Source organism: Paraburkholderia sp. WS6 (assembly GCF_030464835.1).
In the GTDB taxonomy this organism is placed as follows: domain Bacteria; phylum Pseudomonadota; class Gammaproteobacteria; order Burkholderiales; family Burkholderiaceae; genus Paraburkholderia; species Paraburkholderia madseniana.
Window position 1 is genome coordinate 26,685 of the sequence record NZ_JALQCK010000011.1, and the last position, 14,766, is coordinate 41,450.

Annotated in this window: 16 protein-coding genes; 11 read left to right on the forward strand and 5 right to left on the reverse strand. The window is 59.6% G+C overall.

Annotated features, from left to right (window positions below; all coding sequences use genetic code 11):
* Positions 1-56: 56 nt before the first annotated feature.
* From fusA to M0D64_RS15425, 4 genes are all read right to left on the reverse strand, one after another.
* Positions 57-2,162, reverse strand: coding sequence for an elongation factor G (gene fusA / locus M0D64_RS15410; protein WP_266258329.1), 2,106 nt, complete (start codon positions 2,160-2,162; stop codon positions 57-59).
* Positions 2,163-2,476: 314 nt separating this feature from the next.
* Complete coding sequence (locus tag M0D64_RS15415) at positions 2,477-2,983, reverse strand: DUF192 domain-containing protein (RefSeq protein WP_054042654.1); 507 nt, start codon at positions 2,981-2,983, stop codon at positions 2,477-2,479.
* A gap of 145 nt (positions 2,984-3,128) precedes the next feature.
* Positions 3,129-3,326 carry a hypothetical protein gene (locus tag M0D64_RS15420; RefSeq protein ID WP_266258330.1) on the reverse strand — a complete coding sequence of 66 codons (198 nt, stop codon included), beginning with the start codon at positions 3,324-3,326 and terminating at the stop codon, positions 3,129-3,131.
* Positions 3,327-3,791: 465 nt separating this feature from the next.
* Entirely contained in the window at positions 3,792-4,361 is a 570-nt protein-coding gene (locus tag M0D64_RS15425) for a pseudouridine synthase (protein WP_054042670.1), read from the reverse strand.
* A 331-nt stretch (positions 4,362-4,692) separates the two neighbouring features.
* On the opposite strand from M0D64_RS15425, the gene icd reads away from it, so the two are divergent.
* From icd to M0D64_RS15480, 11 genes are all read left to right on the forward strand, one after another.
* A complete protein-coding gene (gene icd, locus M0D64_RS15430; protein WP_266258332.1) occupies positions 4,693-5,949 on the forward strand; it encodes an NADP-dependent isocitrate dehydrogenase in 1,257 nt (418 codons plus the stop codon).
* Positions 5,950-6,127: 178 nt separating this feature from the next.
* Entirely contained in the window at positions 6,128-7,384 is a 1,257-nt protein-coding gene (locus M0D64_RS15435) for an integrase arm-type DNA-binding domain-containing protein (protein ID WP_266258333.1), read from the forward strand.
* A gap of 82 nt (positions 7,385-7,466) precedes the next feature.
* Positions 7,467-8,168, forward strand: a complete 702-nt coding sequence (locus M0D64_RS15440) for a hypothetical protein (RefSeq protein ID WP_266258334.1) — start codon at positions 7,467-7,469, stop codon at positions 8,166-8,168.
* 198 nt (positions 8,169-8,366) lie between these two features.
* A complete protein-coding gene (locus M0D64_RS15445; RefSeq protein WP_266258336.1) occupies positions 8,367-8,579 on the forward strand; it encodes an AlpA family transcriptional regulator in 213 nt (70 codons plus the stop codon).
* Positions 8,580-8,640: 61 nt separating this feature from the next.
* Positions 8,641-9,114 (forward strand): hypothetical protein, encoded by a 474-nt coding sequence (locus tag M0D64_RS15450; RefSeq protein WP_266258337.1) that lies wholly within the window; start codon positions 8,641-8,643, stop codon positions 9,112-9,114.
* 3 nt (positions 9,115-9,117) lie between these two features.
* Positions 9,118-9,555: a hypothetical protein gene (locus tag M0D64_RS15455; RefSeq protein ID WP_266258338.1), complete on the forward strand. Its 438-nt coding sequence runs from the start codon at positions 9,118-9,120 to the stop codon at positions 9,553-9,555.
* A gap of 259 nt (positions 9,556-9,814) precedes the next feature.
* Positions 9,815-11,215, forward strand: coding sequence for a YfjI family protein (locus M0D64_RS15460; protein WP_266258488.1), 1,401 nt, complete (start codon positions 9,815-9,817; stop codon positions 11,213-11,215).
* Positions 11,212-11,754 (forward strand): hypothetical protein, encoded by a 543-nt coding sequence (locus M0D64_RS15465; protein ID WP_266258339.1) that lies wholly within the window; start codon positions 11,212-11,214, stop codon positions 11,752-11,754. The genes M0D64_RS15460 and M0D64_RS15465 overlap by 4 nt, the downstream gene beginning before the upstream one ends.
* Positions 11,755-11,899: 145 nt before the next feature.
* The gene (locus tag M0D64_RS15470) at positions 11,900-12,088 is read left to right on the forward strand and encodes a hypothetical protein (protein ID WP_266258340.1); all 189 of its coding nucleotides are present in this window, start codon (positions 11,900-11,902) and stop codon (positions 12,086-12,088) included.
* Between the two features lie 28 nt (positions 12,089-12,116).
* Complete coding sequence (locus tag M0D64_RS15475; protein WP_266258341.1) at positions 12,117-12,818, forward strand: hypothetical protein; 702 nt, start codon at positions 12,117-12,119, stop codon at positions 12,816-12,818.
* A gap of 318 nt (positions 12,819-13,136) precedes the next feature.
* Positions 13,137-13,592 carry a phage terminase small subunit P27 family gene (locus M0D64_RS15480; RefSeq protein ID WP_266258342.1) on the forward strand — a complete coding sequence of 152 codons (456 nt, stop codon included), beginning with the start codon at positions 13,137-13,139 and terminating at the stop codon, positions 13,590-13,592.
* Positions 13,593-14,257: 665 nt separating this feature from the next.
* Here the strand turns inward: M0D64_RS15480 and M0D64_RS15485 are convergent.
* The gene (locus M0D64_RS15485) at positions 14,258-14,695 is read right to left on the reverse strand and encodes a hypothetical protein (protein ID WP_266258343.1); all 438 of its coding nucleotides are present in this window, start codon (positions 14,693-14,695) and stop codon (positions 14,258-14,260) included.
* Positions 14,696-14,766: the final 71 nt, after the last annotated feature.

A 14,766-nucleotide genomic window follows, 5' to 3' on the forward strand; every position in this document is an offset into this window, starting at 1 on the left:
GTCAGCCTTCATTGCATCGCGGGTCGCAGCACATGGCGTGTTGCAACCCTCGGCGCTTACTTCTGCTTTGCGTTGATCACGGCTTCCGCGACGTTGTTCGGCGTTTCAGCGTAGTGCTTGAACTCCATCGTGTACGTCGCGCGGCCTTGCGTTGCCGAACGCAGCGACGTCGAATAGCCGAACATCTCCGCGAGCGGCACTTCGGCGCGCACCAGCTTGCCGCCACCGCCGGCGATGTCTTCCATGCCTTGCACCATGCCGCGACGGCTCGACAGATCGCCCATCACGTTGCCCATGAAGTCTTCCGGCGTTTCCACTTCGACGGCCATCATCGGTTCGAGCAGTACCGGCTTGGCCTTACGCATCGCGTCCTTGAACGCCATCGAACCGGCCATGCGGAACGCGTTTTCGTTCGAGTCGACGTCGTGGTACGAACCGAAGGTCAGCGTCACTTTCACGTCGACCACCGGATAGCCCGCCAGCACGCCGGCCTTCAGTGTTTCCTGAATGCCCTTGTCGACCGCCGGAATGTATTCACGCGGAATCACGCCGCCCTTGATCGCGTCGACGAATTCGTAGCCCTTGCCTTGCGCCGACGGTTCGAGCGTGATCACCGCGTGGCCGTACTGGCCGCGGCCGCCCGACTGCTTGACGAACTTGCCTTCGACGTCTTCGACCTTGTTGCGCACCGTTTCGCGGTAAGCCACCTGCGGCTTGCCGACGGTCGCTTCGACGCCGAACTCGCGTTTCATCCGGTCGACCAGAATTTCCAGGTGCAACTCGCCCATCCCGGAGATGATGGTTTGGCCGGATTCTTCATCCGTCTGCACGCGGAACGACGGGTCTTCCTGCGCCAGACGATTGAGCGCGATGCCCATCTTTTCCTGGTCGACCTTGGTCTTCGGCTCGACGGCCTGCGAAATCACCGGTTCCGGGAAGATCATCTTTTCAAGAATGATCACGTGTTGCGGATCGCACAGCGTGTCGCCCGTGGTCGCTTCTTTCAGGCCGACTGCCGCGGCAATGTCGCCGCAGTAGACTTCCTTGATTTCCTTGCGCTCGTTCGCATGCATCTGCAGGATCCGGCCAAGGCGTTCCTTCTTTTCCTTGGTCGCGTTGTAGACGGTATCGCCCGAATTCACCACGCCCGAATACACGCGGAAGAAAATCAGCTGGCCCACAAACGGGTCGGTCATGATCTTGAAGGCGAGCGCGGAGAACGGATCGTCGTCTTTCGGATGCCGCTCGATTTCGTTGTCGTGCTCGTCGTGACCGGTAATCGCGGGGATGTCGAGCGGCGACGGCAGATAGTCGATCACCGCGTCGAGCATGGCCTGCACGCCCTTGTTCTTGAACGCGCTGCCGCACAGCATCGGCACGATCTCGTTGGCGATCGTACGCACACGAATACCGTGCTTGATTTCCTCTTCGGTCAGCGTCCCGCCATGCAGGTATTTGTCGAGCAATTCCTCGCTCGCTTCAGCGGCGGCCTCGACCATCTTGTCGTGCCATTCTTTCGCGGTAGCCGCGAGTTCCGGCGGGATGTCACGATACTCGAACTTGATCCCCTGGTTCTCTTCGTCCCAGTAGATCGCCTTCATCTTGACGAGGTCGACCACGCCCTGGAAATGATCTTCCGCACCGACCGGAATCTGGATCGGCACCGCGACGCCCTTCAGGCGATCGCCGATCTGCCGCTGCACGCGGAAGAAGTCCGCGCCGACGCGGTCCATCTTGTTGACGAACGCAATGCGCGGCACCTTGTACTTGTTCGCCTGACGCCACACGGTTTCGGACTGCGGCTGCACGCCGCCGACCGAGTCGTACACCATGCAGGCGCCGTCGAGCACGCGCATCGAGCGCTCAACTTCAATTGTGAAGTCGACGTGACCCGGGGTGTCGATGATGTTGATCCGGTGTTCCGGATAGTTGCCGGCCATACCCTTCCAGAAAGCAGTCGTGGCAGCCGATGTGATCGTGATGCCGCGCTCCTGCTCCTGTTCCATCCAGTCCATCGTCGCAGCACCGTCGTGAACCTCGCCGATCTTGTGGGTCACGCCTGTGTAGAACAGGATGCGTTCAGTGGTGGTGGTTTTGCCGGCGTCGATGTGAGCGCTAATGCCGATATTCCGGTAGCGCTCGATGGGAGTCTTGCGGGGCACGTGAACCTCCTTGAAATGGCGCGCCTGAAACGCTTGCCGGGCGGCAGTCTGTGCTGCCCGGGGAGCCTTGGATGCTGCTTTACCAAGAATACTAGGATAGCGCGTCGGCCTGTCTTTTGCAGGAATCTTGCCAGCCGCGTGTGAAGGCCTGCTGGTATGGGCTCGCGCGACGGCGCCGGCCTCCGCCGGGTGGTGCCGGGCATGGCCCGCCCGGCGTTGAACGCAAAAAAGCCGGTGCCTCGCAAAAGGCGCCGGCTTTTTCTGAAAAGCGGCCGCTGAAGAATCGGCAGGGTGTCGGCGTGGTCGACGCGCTTTTATTGCGCGGCCGGCAAGCCCTGGATCTTCATGCCCGGTTTGATGCCTTTCGACGAGAACCAGCCCTTGCTCATTTCTAACGCATACACGCCATTGTTCTTCGGGCAGTGATTGTTGGTGGTCTCGGCCTGCATCTCGTCGATGTCGGTGACCGTGCCGTCGGCGCGCATGAAAGCGATCGACAGCGGGATCAACGTGTTCTTCATCCAGAAGCAATGCACGGCGTTTTCATTGAAGACGAACAGCATGCCTTCATTCGGCGCGAGGGTCGTGCGATACATCAGACCCTGTTCGCGATCGGCGTCGTTAGCGGCGACGGCTGCGTCGATCACGAACATGCCCGCGGTCAGCTTTGCGCGCGGAAAGTCGCCGGGCTGCTTAGCGCCCGCCGGCATCTGTTGCGCATGAGCGGGGGCAGCGGTGGTCGCGGCGAACGACATCGCGGCGAGCGGCAGTGCAACGGCAACAGCGAAACGCGCAATCAACGAGCGCATGGGAAATCGCACGGCATGACTCCTTGCTGAAATTTAACTCGCGAATATTACGCGAGCGCGTCAAAAACAAAAAGGCAGATCGCCTTGCGGTGATCTGCCTTTCAACGCCGTAAGAACGGCAATGAAGCTAGTTCTTGACTGCGTTTTTACAACAAACTTACTCCGAAGCGCCCGAAGCTGCAGCTGCTGCTGCTGCTGCCTTCTTGTGCGACTTCTTGTGAGCGTGCTTCGTGGTCTTCTTTGCCGACGAAGCTGCTGCCATCGGAGCTGCCGAAGCTGCTGCCGGTGCCGAAGCTTGTGCGAATGCTGCCGTTGCGAAGAGACCAGCGACCAGAGCGGCGATCAGTTTGTTCATTTTGTGAATCCTCAGCTTTAGTTGATTAACCAAATGACCCGGTTATATGTAGAGTCATGTCGGTAAACGTGCCATCCACCTTTCGGTTGACAGCCGCATCGAACATTTTTTCGACGCGTCTGCTTAGCGCTCAGACTCCCCGTACTCACCGCGAGAGCGGCGTGTGCAAAGGCCCTTAAGGCTGAATGCCGGATAGCTTCGGGCGGCATCTGCGTCGAATAACGCGTGAGCTCGCGCACCGGTTGACGTGAATTTCGTGGAAAATTTATATGCCGACGTGCTGAAGCAAATGAATGGCCGCAGAGCGATCGTGAACGCAATTGTTTCACGCGTTTTTCATATTGGTTTCACGCGCTATTTTGTTTGCGGATACAACGAGTTAGCTTTCTCGCCGGGGGTCAAAATAGCGGTTCGATGCGGGTTCAGTGTGGGTTCGGTGCAGACATGGCGCGCATGCAAATGCGTTCAGGCGATGCCTTCCCATGGGGCCTTCAGCGGCAACTCGACACTCTCTCCCGGCTGCAGCCCAAGCGAAAAAATATCGAGTGCGCCGATACCGGCACGCACGAGACGCAATGTCGGGAAACCCACCGCGGCGGTCATGCGTCGTACCTGGCGGTTCTTGCCTTCGGTGATCGACAACTCGATCCACGTGGTCGGAATCGCGGCACGATAGCGGATCGGCGGCGTGCGGGTCCATAGCGAGTCGGTCGGTTCGACGTATTCGGCGCGGCAGGGCCGTGTCACGTAATCGCCGAGATCGACACCGCGTGCGAGCTTCTTCAACGTGGCATCATCGACTGCGCCTTCCACCTGTGCCCAATAACGTTTGACAAGTTTGTGACGCGGCTCGGCGATGCGCGCTTGCAGCGCGCCGTCGTCGGTGAGGAGAAGCAGCCCTTCGCTATCGGAGTCGAGCCGGCCCGCAGGATAGATGCCGGGCACTTTCACCCAGTCGGCCAGCGACGCCCGCGTTTCATGCGGCGAAAACTGACAGATGGTGCCGAACGGTTTGTTCAGGGCGAGGAGTCGCATAGAGGAATCGATGAAGGTCGAGCGGCGGCGGGAGCGTGCCGCGCAGGCCAGGAGGGGCGCTGGCTCGGTAGTAAATGGCGGAATAATAATGCATAATGATCTGCTGCAAGTCCTCTGTCTTATATAAGACATAAGACTAAACGAGCGACTGATTTTGATTTTCGACAATGTTGGAAAACCCCGAGCGGCATACCGGCTCGTGGCTGCGTCGGCGTGGGCTAGAATAGACGACCAGGCCGCTCGCGGGCGTCCGGCATTGCGCGTAGCGAGGAGCACCCGGTTTTCGCAGTCTCCCATCAGCTTTCAGCACAGCCTTCACTGGAGTCCGATCATGCCGTATCAGCACATCAAGGTTCCGACCGGCGGTGACAAGATCACCGTCAACGCAGATTTCTCGCTCAACGTTTCCGACCAGCCAATCATTCCGTATATCGAAGGCGACGGTACGGGCCTCGACATCACGCCGGTGATGTTGAAGGTGGTGGATGCCGCGGTAGAAAAAGCCTACGCGGGCAAGAAGAAAATCCACTGGATGGAAATCTACGCCGGCGAGAAGTCGACCAAGGTGTACGGCCCGGACGTGTGGCTGCCGGAAGAAACGCTGCAGGTGCTGAAGGAATACGTCGTCTCGATCAAGGGTCCGCTCACCACGCCGGTCGGCGGTGGTATCCGTTCGCTGAACGTCGCGCTGCGTCAGGACCTCGATCTGTATGTCTGCCTGCGCCCGGTGCAGTACTTCAAGGGCGTGCCTTCACCGGTGCGTGAGCCGGAGAAGATCGACATGGTGATCTTCCGCGAGAACTCGGAAGACATCTATGCCGGCATCGAATGGCCCGCCGGGTCGGAAGACGCGAAGAAGGTCATCAAGTTCCTGCGCGAAGAAATGGGTGTGAAGAAGATCCGCTTCCCGGAAACCTCGGGGATCGGTGTCAAGCCGGTGTCGCGCGAAGGCACGGAGCGCCTGGTGCGCAAGGCGATCCAGTACGCGATCGACAACGAGCGCCGCTCGCTCACGCTGGTGCACAAGGGCAATATCATGAAGTTCACCGAAGGCGCGTTCCGCGATTACGGTTACGAGCTGGCGCAGAAGGAATTCGCCGCGGAGCTGATCGACGGCGGTCCGTGGATGAAGATCAAGAACCCGAAAACGGGCGGCGACATCGTGGTGAAAGACGTGATCGCGGACGCGTTCCTGCAGCAGATCCTGCTGCGTCCGGCGGAATACGACGTGATCGCCACGCTGAACCTGAACGGCGACTACATTTCAGACGCGCTGGCCGCACAAGTCGGCGGTATCGGGATTGCGCCGGGTGCGAACATGTCGGATTCGGTCGCGATGTTCGAAGCCACGCACGGCACGGCGCCGAAGTACGCCGGCAAAGACTACGTCAATCCGGGTTCGGAAATTCTCTCGGCTGAAATGATGCTGCGTCACATGGGTTGGACTGAAGCGGCCGATCTGATCATCAAGTCGATGGAAAAGTCGATTCTGCAAAAACGGGTTACGTATGACTTCGCGCGCTTGATGGAAGGCGCGACGCAGGTGTCCTGTTCAGGTTTTGGTCAGGTGTTGATCGAAAACATGTAAGCGCATCCAGCGTGTTCCGGAGAAATCCGGCGAGCCCCGATGTACACTAAGTGTGGTCGGGGTTTTTTGTTTTTTAACGTTCGATAAGATGTGAGGAATTCCGGGTGTTAGTGAGGGGAAATCTGAGGGGAATTGTGAGGAATTAGCCTCGAATTCCTCACTAGTGAGGGGAAATAAAATGACCCGAAGGCGACATTTCAATTACACCCTGACGCCTACGCGCCTGAACAATGCGAAGCCGAAGGAAAAGCCGTACAAGGTGACGGACGGCGGCGGGCTGTACGTATTGGTGATGCCACGCGGAGCGAAGACGTGGATTTACCAGTATTCGCTCGACGGCAAGCGGCGCGAGGTGACGATTGGCCGATACCCGGAAATCGGAGTTGCTGACGCGCGCGACCGGCACAGCGAGTACCGGGCGATGGTGGAGCAGGGCAACGACCCGGCTTCACACAAGCGGGCGGATGATGCCGAGCGTAAGGCGCGGGCCGAACTGAAGACCGACGAAGGGCAGTTCAAGGCGTTTTCCCTAAAGTGGCTGGACGAGCGGCTGGGCAGCAAATCTGAAGGCTACAGTAAACAGATGCGCTCGTTGCTGGAGCGGTTCGTGTGGCCGGACATTGGCAGCAAGGCGCTGGACGATGTAAAGCCCGCCCACGTGCTGGCAATCATCGAGAAGCGGCGCGAGACGCCAAATACTGCGGAGAACGTGCGAGTGCTGATTCAGCAGGTCTACAACTATGCGATCCAGAAGCTGTTGGTCGAATCGAATCCGGCATTGGCACTGCGTGGCGTCATCGAGGTTCCGAAGGCAGAGCATCATCGCCACCTGAGCGAATCGGAGCTTGGAGCCTTCTGGCGGGCAGTAGGGAAACAGGGTGCGCACCCGTCCACCATTGCGGCGGTGAAGCTGCTGATGTACAGCATGTGCCGCAAGGCCGAAGTGCTGCGCGCGAAGTGGTCCGAGATCGACACTGATAAAGCGCTGTGGGACATTCCACCCGAGCGCATGAAGTCGCGCCGACCGCATCGCGTGTACCTGTCGAAGCAGGCGCTCGAAGTGCTTGAGGTGCAACGCGCACTAACTGGCGATCTGGAGTATGTGTTCCCGTCCGCATTCCGCGCCAATGTGCCGATGGCCGATGCAACGCTCAATCACCTGTTCAAGCGGATGGACTTCGGCGTAGCGGAGTTCTCCCCGCACGGCACGCGAGGCACGGCGGCAACATTGTTGCGTGAGCATGGATTCAGCCGTGACGTGGTTGAACTACTGCTGGCGCACACGGAGCGTAGCCAGACGGCGGCGAGCTATCACCATCACGAACTGGAAGCAGAGCGGCGGCGCGCGCTTCAATACCTGGCTGATGAAATCGACCGGCAGGCCGCTATCTCTGCCGCTGGGAACGTGATGAACATAAAGACGAAAACGGCCTGACACTTTACGGGCCGCGCCTAGATCGGCCCCCTGCTGGCGCGGCGCCTTCATTCGTCGAGGGGCTTTGCGTGAGGATGCACGGATGCAAATGAACGAGCTGGATTTGTGCCGGATTGCGGATACGTTATCGTTGACGTGGGCGGCGGCGCTGATTTGTGGTGAAAAACCAAGCCGCATCGCTGCCCTGGACGACCCCGGCGTCAATGGCTGGCAACTCCCGCGTCGAGCTAACTCGGCCTCTAACGGTCTGGAGGACGAATCGCCGGAAAAATTCGGCGCTGTGCTGCACGCACTCGTGCGTGCGGTCGAGCGCGGGACGCTCAAGGCAAAAAAGAGATTCTTCGCCGAGTACATGCACTTTGAAGACGGTGACGGCCCGTGGGAAGCGGAAGACATGCCCTCGGGCGCGGGCTTGCAGCCGTCGGAAAAGCTGGACCCATCGGAAACGGTCGTCGATGTTGAGGACTTGAGGGGCTGGCTCGTATCGCGGGGCATCAAGTCCGGGTTCTTTTTCCCTGATGCGGTTGATGCGCCTGACTATCTAGACAAAAGCAATCCGCGCTATGCGCCCAAAATGGCTGCGGCTATACGTGCGTGGCAGGCAGTTACCGAACCCGGGGGGAAACATCCGAAACAGGCCCTGACGAAATGGCTGCGCGAACATGCGGCGGAGTTTGACCTGACGGACGATGAGGGGAAACCGAACGAAACCGGGATCGAGGAAGCTGCCAAGGTGGCGAACTGGCAACCGACGGGCGGCGCACCCAAGACCCCTGGCGAATAATCCGCCCACCCATTCCATGCCTTGCTGGTATTAGGGTTTAGGTGATCTGTCGACTGATTGCCGCGCGAATCCACCCACCCTTTACGCCAAAATAGGCGGGCGGGTTTTCCGAAATCCGCCGACTGTTTCGAGTCGTCGGAATCACCTGTAATGAGCCACGTTCCGGAACGTTCCGGGGCCAGCCATTACAGGTGAAACATGCCCGAACAAATCAAAACCGCATTTACCATCCTGCGCCGCAAGCAGGTTGAATCCGCTACGGGGCTTTCGCGCTCGACCATCTACCAGCGCATCAAAGACAAGACGTTTCCGCCCGCGATCCAACTCGGGCCGCGCGCTGTTGGCTGGCGTGCTGGCGACATTGATGCGTTTCTGGTTAATCCGGCTGGCTACCGCGCGGAGTCGGTATGAGCGCGCTGTACGCCCATCTCGAACCCGCCGATGCGCTCGAACAACTGGCGGGCGGTAAATAATGAAAAACGCCCGCCCCCAACAAGTAGAGACGAGCGCCAAAGACACGTTCCATTCTACTGCAGGCATCCTTCCCACGCGCCGCAATACCGTTCTTGCTGGCGTGCTGGCCGAACTGCTCGAAGGCCACACGTTGACCAGTATGGATGCGGTTTTCAAGCAGTACGCGAACCGCGCGGCAACGGTGATTCATTGCCTTGAGGCGCGCTACGCGTGGAACATCGAGCGCCGCGACATCGCAACGGCGGTGAACGATGGGCGCGTTGTGTGGGTGACAGCGTACTGGATGACTATTCATGTGCGCGAGGCTGCGTTCAAGGCGGGTGCGCGCGCATGGATTCAGAAAGCCACGTCGGCCGCAAACAAGCGCCGCAAGTCTGCCAGTCACGCCAAGTCGCGCGCGGCGAAGCGTAACCTGCTGCGCGCCGATCCGCGCCAGCTCGACCTTTTCGATGCGTTTACGGTGGAGGGCTAAATAATGAGCCACCACCTCTCACCCTTGTCGTTGCTGCTCGACCGCCTGGAAGGTGTGCGGGCGATCGGTCATAACCGCTGGGTCGCACGCTGCCCGGCACATGACGACAGCCACCCGTCGCTTGCAATCACCGAAAAAGCGAACGGCTCGGTGCTACTGCACTGCTTTGCCGGTTGCGAAGTCGGCGACCTGGTGGGCGCGCTCAGCCTCGACCTCTCCGACCTGTTTCCAGCACGACAATCCGGCGTTCACGGCGTGAAGCCCGTGAAGCGTCGCTTTTCCGCCGAGCAGGTATTGCAGGCGGTGGCGCTTGAGTTGATCGAAGTCACGCTGATCGTCGGCGCAATCGCCCGGCGCGGCTCTGTCACAAGAACTGAACGCGAGCGGCTACTGCAATCCGTTTCGCGTTTCATGGCGGCGGAGGGCTCGACTCATGATTAACCCTAGCCAAAAGGTGGAATTGACCGTGCTCGACGATCTCGCCGCCGAACAGAAGCAACTTCAGCCCGCTCGTTATCACGCGCCGGTTGCTGATGACGTCTTTGCGTCGTCGATGTCGGGCGCAGCGGTAGCGAGGGAACCGTCAGTATGGCCCGAGCCGCAGCCGCTCCCGAAACAGGAATTGCCGAAGGTTCAAGCGTTCGATATGGCGCTGCTGCCCGAAGCCTTGCGCCCGTGGGCCGCCGACATTACCGAGCGCATGCAATGCCCGCCCGACTTTGTGGCCGCCACGATCATGGCGGCACTCGGAATCGTCATCGGGCGGCGCGTTGGCGTTCGCCCGAAAGCGCACGATGACTGGACCGAATACGCGAATCAATGGCTGTGTAACGTCGGTCGGCCTTCGGTCATGAAATCGCCTTCGATGGCGGCGGCGCTCGCCCCGCTGAAGCGCCTGCAAGCGGAAGCGACCAAGCAACACGAATTTGAGATGGATGGTTACGGCGAGGAGAAGCAACTTCACGACATGCGCGCTGAAGCCGCACAGAAGAAGATCAAGGACGCGTTGAGGAAGAACCCGCACGCGTCCGTCGAGCGTATCGAGCTGAAGGAACCGCTGTTGCCATTGCTGCGGCGGCATCTCGTGAACGATGCGACCGCCGAGGCGTTATTGGATATTTGCGTCGAGAATCCGCAAGGCGTCGGCGTGTATCGCGACGAACTCGTGAGCCTTCTGAAGAGTATGGACCGCGAAGGCCAGGAGGCGGCGCGCGGGTTCTACCTGACCGGCTGGAACGGTAACGAGTCATACACGGTCGACCGCATTGGACGCGGCCGTAACAACCGCGCCGAGGCTGTCTGTCTCTCGCTGATCGGCAGCACGCAGCCGGGGCGCATTTCGGAATACTTGCGCGAGGCCATCGCGGACGGGGCTGCTAACGACGGCCTGATCCAACGCTTCGGTTTGCTGATTTGGCCGGATATTAGTAGCGAGTGGGTGGATGTCGACAAGTTGCCGGATGCCGACCTGGCGCATGCGGTCTTTGAGGTGTTTCGTCGTCTCGATGCTGCAGACCCCGTAACGGATTGGGGTGCTGAGATTGTTCTCGATCATATGGGGCAACCCGAAGAAGGCGTGCCGCCGTTCGTGCGGCTGGATGATGCGGCGCTCGCCCTCTTCAGGGAATGGCGCGGCGACTGGGAAGCATGGTTGCGTTCCGGTGAGCTGCTCCCGGCGGTTGAATCGCATTTCGCCAAATACCGTAAGCTGGTCCCGAGCCTCGCGCTTATCTGTCATCTCGCCGATGGCGGGCGCGGGCCGGTCAGTGCGGAGGCGATGGTTCGCGCGCTCGCGTGGTCCGAATATCTGAAATCTCACGCCCTGCGTGCGTATGGTGCCAGTATGACAACGCCGCTTGACCGGGCGCGAGTGCTTCTCAAGAAGATTCATGACGGCAAGTTGCCGGTCGAGCCATTCGCGCTCAAGAAGATTTACGACGCCGGGTGGTCGCTGCTCACGAACCGGGAAGAAACCGCCGAGGCGATCGCGATCCTGATCGAACACGGTTACATGTCCGAGGTCAATGAATCGAGCAATACCGACAGGGTCGGCAGACCGCGTGAGCCGCGTTACCTCATCAATCCCGAGGCGCTTAAATGAACAAGTATCTGGACATGCTGAAATCGGGAAAAGGCCCGTCCGGGTACACCGCAAAACCCGCAAAACCCAAAAACGAGGGTTTTGCGGGTTTTGCGGTGCCACAGGGTGACCGCTTTTCGAAAATGCGCGCTGCCGCGCACGATCCGGCGAGCATCCCCGCCGATTGTGTCGACGCGCTCCACGATCCGGAAGGCGGGCTTTTCTTGCCTTGGGGGGCGCACCTCTCACCCGACGACGTGCGCAAGGTGCGCGCCGAGTTGATTACCATCATCGAAGCGCTTTCGGCGCTTGAGTGCTGGGCGAGCGCATATCGCGAGGGCGTGCTTACACGGGCAATACGCGGGCCGCTGGCCGATCTCTTGCCGAATATTTCCTACTTCCGCGAACGACTCGAAGCAGCACATGCGGAGGCGGCGGCGCGCGCTGCACTCGAAATGCGCTCGTGGCGTCTCGAAGATCTCGCTGGTCGGCACTACTGCGACAGCTGCGACGGCTCGTGCTTAGGGACAGAGAAGCGCTGCGGGAAGCTGCGCAATTGATTGGGCAGAGCAAACCCAGCGGCGACTTTCCCGAAATGCCGGTTGCGCTATGGAGGCGCGGATTTTATCGGGAGTCCTTCCCGTCTAAGTAGGTGGTGACAGCAAAAAGGTTGTATTGTTTGAATACAATTAAGGAGTCTTAATCATGAAACAATTGAAAATGCCGAAGGCTTTGCTCGAACTGATTCAGTGGGACGAGTCCAAAGGTGAGTATTTTTACTTGATACCGATCTCTCAAACGATTCGGTTGTGTGGCGGCGTGTCGAAGCTGAATCTTGCCCGATATCGCGTAGAGATTCGCCCGGAAGGTTACACAGTGTTGATCCCGCAGTAACTACTCTCATCCTGAATAGGAGTGAATCATGCAACACCTGAACCAACCTCTTCCCGAACGCCTGGCGGCGCTTGAACTGCTCGCAAACGACGCGGGTCTCGTGGACGAACTCAAAGCGCGTCAGCGCGCGGAAACCGACAAGCGCCGCGCCGCGCTTGCCGCCGAATTGAAGGCGTTGCCGAACCGCGAGCGCGAACTGGCCGCTCTCACAAAAAATGCCGCTTACGAGCACGCCGCTCTCGAAAAGGCTGCGACCGAATATCGCGAAGCCGAACGCCGCGACAAAGAGGCAACGGCGCGTGCTGTCATGGCGGCGTTGGCGGATGAGGGCGCGCGCCGGGCAATTCTGACAAAACTGGAGCGTAGCGCGCCGCCCGAACTCGCGGACGCGCTGGACGACCTGAGTTTCGCCGATGACCTGCTGCGAAACGCCGTTCGCACTGATGAAACGGCGAACCGCAGTTGGACAGGCGCGCGGGTAAAGGTCGTAACGTCAAACATCGACGCTATCGGCGCGGCCCGCGCGAAGCTTGCCGAAGCGCAAGGGGCAATCCGCGAACTGGCACGCGATGGCCTGATGCCTAGCGATGCGATGGTGACGCGCTGTGCGGAAATTGTGGATGCCGCGATGGAGCCCGCGTTCGCGTTCATTCCGCGCAAGCTGTGGGACCTTCGCCGCGACAAGCCCGCCTCTGACATCGTGGCCGAAGTCAGGGGCTATATGCAATAAACCGCAGTTTGGTGGCGCACGACGGCTATGGTTTGCCGTCATGCCCCGCCGCCCCAATCGAGGTAATTGGGGCGGTCGGCGCGCGCGGGTATGCCACGACATCAACCGGCATCGGCGAGCGGCGTGGCGGTGCCTCGTACGGTGCTGCACGCCCCCCTAGGGGGTGTCAATCCCTAGAGTCGAACCGCTTGTGACCGTGGCGATACGTATTTTTTTACGGCCGCGAAATTAACCTTTTTGATGGAACCTCACTCATCCCGAATCGCGGGCGGCTTCTGCGCTGACTGCGGGATGCGGCGGGGGACAATCGAGGATGACATGCGTGGCAGAAAACCGATTCCGACCGCGTTGAAGCTGGTGCGGGGTAATCCCGGCAAGCGGCCGCTCCCGAAGACCGAGCCGCGTCCGGAGCTTGCCGTGCTGGTCCCCGATTGGCTCTCGCCGGCCGCGCGAAAACACTGGCCGACTATCGCCGACCCGCTGCGCGCCGCGGGTTTGCTGACGGCGCTTGACACGACAGCACTCGGCTTGTATTGCGAGGCGTTCGCGCGCTGGCAATATGCGAACGAGCAAATCGTCAAGCTTGGCCCGGTGGTCGAGGGCGCAGCGGGTTATTCCGTCAAATCCCCATTCGTGACGATTGCGAACACGGCATACGAGCAGTTGACCCGCATGCTGGTCGAATTCGGCATGACGCCTTCGAGCCGGTCGCGGGTGACGGCAACGAAGCCGGACGATACGAGTCCCTATGCACAGTTCGTGAAAAAGACGTAAATATAACGACACCGTCGCACTGGCTGTGCTCATACGCCGTCCAGCGGTGCCCTTAGGCCGCAATTGCCTGTCACGACCGGCCTAAGCCGACCCTGAAGGGACCTACGAAATTGCCCTAAGCGGCCATTCAAAATGCTGTCGTATGGTCGCTTATACTCTGTTCTCCACTACAAGCGAAAGCCGCCCGCATGAGCCCGGTTCCACAAGATCCGCAAGCAGACTTTATAAGGCACTTGCAGTCGCGCTACGACCAGACAGGTCCAGGGGGGGTGCTTCCAACACACGACTTCGAACGCTGGACCGAGATTGTAGGATCGACGAGGCGCGAGGCATACAACGCGATAGCTCGCCAGCTCGCAGTTGGGTTTCACGAGGGCCGACTCTCCTTCTGGTTTTGTGACGCGGTAGCGATCGCTGTAGTCGGGTTCGTGTATGACGATTTTGCCTCGCACGGAGAAGACGCTTGGCCCACATTCTTTAACGAAGTCTATTTAGCCTTCGACGCGGGCGAGGTTGGCCGAACCGGTGAGGACCCCGTCGAGAAATACACACGGCCGATGATAGCGAAAATTGTCCACGAATTAGACGACGGCACTGGATGACTGTTCCTGGCCGAACCTTGCCAACTGAAGTTCTTGCTGTCGTTGCCTGTTGAGCGCGATTCTTCATGTCATCGTCGCCGAGGCGTCCAGTTCGCGGCGGACCCTCCGCAGATATCGAACGTTGCGAACGCCCCAGAAGAACGTGGCAACCAACCCGACCGAGATTGCAGAAAGAACAACCGAGTGCTGCCAGACCCCGCGCGCCATCATGCAGAGACCCAGGACACACCAGACACAGAGGAAGATTGATTCCCCTTCGGACTCGCACACAATCTCGCCGCTCTCGTGGTCACGCCAGCCCACGAGCGTCTGCCAGTTGCCGGCTTCCGAAAGATAAGCGGTAATCGTCATCCCTGATTCGATGCGAGGCTTCCCGGGTGCTGCGACCGAGTATTCCTTCCGGTTCTCGCTTTCGAATCCAAATAGAGTGACGCGCTTACGGTTCTGCGAGGTATGCGTGATTCCAAAAACCCGATCAATGTGAACAATTTCAAGCGGCATGATTAACCTGTGGTCCGATCGTTATTGCAAGGCTTTCGTATTTGATCCGCATTTAGTCGCGATACGTGCCT

Coding starts and splice junctions, on each gene's coding strand:
- M0D64_RS15420 (WP_266258330.1), bottom strand. CDS start 3,326: ATGAACAAACTGATCGCCGCTCTGGTCGCTGGTCTCTTCGCAACGGCA.
- M0D64_RS15425 (WP_054042670.1), bottom strand. CDS start 4,361: ATGCGACTCCTCGCCCTGAACAAACCGTTCGGCACCATCTGTCAGTTT.
- icd (WP_266258332.1), top strand. CDS start 4,693: ATGCCGTATCAGCACATCAAGGTTCCGACCGGCGGTGACAAGATCACC.
- M0D64_RS15435 (WP_266258333.1), top strand. CDS start 6,128: ATGACCCGAAGGCGACATTTCAATTACACCCTGACGCCTACGCGCCTG.
- M0D64_RS15440 (WP_266258334.1), top strand. CDS start 7,467: ATGCAAATGAACGAGCTGGATTTGTGCCGGATTGCGGATACGTTATCG.
- M0D64_RS15445 (WP_266258336.1), top strand. CDS start 8,367: ATGCCCGAACAAATCAAAACCGCATTTACCATCCTGCGCCGCAAGCAG.
- M0D64_RS15450 (WP_266258337.1), top strand. CDS start 8,641: ATGAAAAACGCCCGCCCCCAACAAGTAGAGACGAGCGCCAAAGACACG.
- M0D64_RS15455 (WP_266258338.1), top strand. CDS start 9,118: ATGAGCCACCACCTCTCACCCTTGTCGTTGCTGCTCGACCGCCTGGAA.
- M0D64_RS15460 (WP_266258488.1), top strand. CDS start 9,815: ATGCAATGCCCGCCCGACTTTGTGGCCGCCACGATCATGGCGGCACTC.
- M0D64_RS15465 (WP_266258339.1), top strand. CDS start 11,212: ATGAACAAGTATCTGGACATGCTGAAATCGGGAAAAGGCCCGTCCGGG.
- M0D64_RS15470 (WP_266258340.1), top strand. CDS start 11,900: ATGAAACAATTGAAAATGCCGAAGGCTTTGCTCGAACTGATTCAGTGG.
- M0D64_RS15475 (WP_266258341.1), top strand. CDS start 12,117: ATGCAACACCTGAACCAACCTCTTCCCGAACGCCTGGCGGCGCTTGAA.
- M0D64_RS15480 (WP_266258342.1), top strand. CDS start 13,137: ATGCGTGGCAGAAAACCGATTCCGACCGCGTTGAAGCTGGTGCGGGGT.
- M0D64_RS15485 (WP_266258343.1), bottom strand. CDS start 14,695: ATGCCGCTTGAAATTGTTCACATTGATCGGGTTTTTGGAATCACGCAT.